This window comes from candidate division KSB1 bacterium (assembly GCA_022562085.1).
Lineage (GTDB): Bacteria > Zhuqueibacterota > Zhuqueibacteria > Oceanimicrobiales > Oceanimicrobiaceae > Oceanimicrobium.
On record JADFPY010000475.1, the window covers coordinates 1 to 2,408 of the forward strand.

The following is a 2,408-nucleotide window of genomic DNA, read 5'->3' on the forward strand; positions in this document are numbered from 1 at the left end:
ATCCGTGTTCACCCCGTTAGATTAAAGTCTTTGATGTTTCTGGTAAGATGATATCTTTATCTCACGGGGTGAATCCGTGGCTATATTGTTTTTTATTTAAACCCCGTGGAGCTTCGTCAATCCATGTCTGTTTATTTTGGTTACCAAAACTTTGCTAAAAAAACACAATGTTGCAGATTTGTAGTACAGATAAAACACGGATTTTAATCTGATGAAGAATCTTTTCTTTAATTTTCAAACTTTGTTTTTATCAGTGTTTAATCCGTGTCAATCGGTGGCTTAAAAAAAATTTGGCAAAAAATTGCAACCCTTCACATGTAATATCATAAGAATATAAAATTAAGTTTACTTTTAATTTCAATGTAAAACTTTTGAAAGATGGTATCATTAGAAAAATAAATTAAAATCTCTGAGTTCTTTGTGATTCTCAGTGTTCTCTGTGTCCAAAAGGTTTTAACTTTCACTTCTATTCAATTTCAAACCAATGGAGGAAGATATGCAAAGCTTAATGATGGATTTCCAATTAACTTTGAACGCTATCATGCGGCGGGCTGAAATGCTTTTTCGCAACCAGGAAATCGTGACCCGGCAACCCGACAAATCCTATCACCGCTACACTTATGGAGACTGGATAAAACGCACCAAAAAACTGGCACTCGCCTTGAGGCGGCTCGGGGTCAAGGATGGCGAAAGGGTTGCGACTTTTTGTTGGAACCATTACCAGCACCATGAGCTGTATTACGGTATTCCGGCCATGGGAGCGGTTTTGCATACGCTGAATCTCCGGCTCGGGCCTGAAGATCTTGGCTACATATGCGGGCACGCTGAAGATAAAATGCTGGTCATAGATGACAATCTGCTGCCCCTCTATGAGAAGTTCAAAGACAAAGTGAAGTTCGAGCATATCGTGGTGCTTTCACGCAGTGGCGAGGTACCGGAAGGCATGCTCGACTATGAAAAACTTCTCGAAGCAGAAGACGAAAGTCAGTTCGAATACACCGATTGGGACGAGAACAAGGCGATTGCAATGTGCTACACCTCCGGCACCACCGGCCAGCCCAAAGGCGTCGTTTACAGCCATCGTTCCATGGTTCTGCACTCGATGGCCGGCGCCATGACCTCCGTACTCAGTTTGAATGATCAAGACATCGTTTTACCTGTCGTACCCATGTTTCATGTGAATGCCTGGGGAATTCCTTTTACGACAGTTATGTGCGGCGGCAAACTGGTTTACCCGGGACCGCACATGGATCCTCAAAGTTTATTGGAGTGTTATGTGGCGGAAAAGGTAACCGTTACCGCTGGTGTGCCTACCATTTGGTTCGGCATGTTGCAAATCCTTGACAAAGATCCCAAAGCCTATGATTTGTCTGCGATGCGTTCGCTCATCGTAGGTGGTGCGGCCGCTCCGAAAAGCATGATTGAAGGCTTTGAAAAGCGCCACAATCTCAGAGTCGTGCATGCATGGGGGATGACCGAGACCTCCCCAATGGGCACTATCTGCAACTTGAAAGGATCACTTGCCGATTTGAGCGCAGATGAAAAATATGATTATCGTGCCAAACAGGGCTTCCCCTGCCCCATGGTCGAGCTCCGGGTTCGTGGTGAAGAGGGATTGGTGCCCAGCGACGGCCAGAGTATGGGCGAGCTTGAAATTCGCGGACCCTGGGTTGCATCCGCATACTATAAATTAGAAGAGAGTTCCGACAGGTTCACCGAAGACGGCTGGTTCAAGACCGGCGACATCGCTACTTTAGATGAGCAAGGTTACATGGAAATCAAAGATCGCTCAAAAGATCTCGTGAAATCCGGCGGCGAGTGGATTAGCTCTGTGGATTTGGAGAATCAGTTAATGGGCCATGAGGCAGTGGCAGAAGCCGCGGTTATCGCTGTGCCGCATGCAAAGTGGCAGGAGCGGCCCCTGGCAGTGGTCGTTTTGAGCGAAGGCAAATCTGCGAGCCGCGAAGAGTTAACTGAGTTCCTGGCCAAAAAATTTCCAAAATGGTGGCTGCCGGATGATGTTGTCTTTGTAAAGGAGATCCCGAAGACCAGTGTCGGCAAATTCAAGAAACTCGTTTTAAGGGAGACCTATCAAAATCATTTGATGGGTTAAAGGATTTCAAACGAAATGTTTGTGTCTGTTTCCAAAAATTTGCCGCTTATCTGTAAGGATTTTAGGACCGCTCCGGCTCCTCGCCCCGTGGGATAAGTACCTCTTGTTTAACAAAAATTTACCTCCCCTGACTATCCAACGGGGCGAGGGATTCCGGAGTCTATGCTGAGCGGAGTCGAAGTACGGGCTTCAGGCGCCTTCCCGACTTCATTATTATAAAAATTGCAGGAAAGTCGGGAGGGGGGTCGCCTTTCGCTCTCTTTGTAGCAGAACTCGCCAGAGTGTCGGCCAATCC

Annotated in this window: 1 protein-coding gene; it reads left to right on the forward strand. The window is 46.6% G+C overall.

Going from position 1 to position 2,408, the window contains the following annotated elements; genetic code table 11:
* Positions 1-496: 496 nt before the first annotated feature.
* Positions 497-2,113: a long-chain fatty acid--CoA ligase gene (locus IH879_22430; GenBank protein ID MCH7677685.1), complete on the forward strand. Its 1,617-nt coding sequence runs from the start codon at positions 497-499 to the stop codon at positions 2,111-2,113.
* Positions 2,114-2,408: the final 295 nt, after the last annotated feature.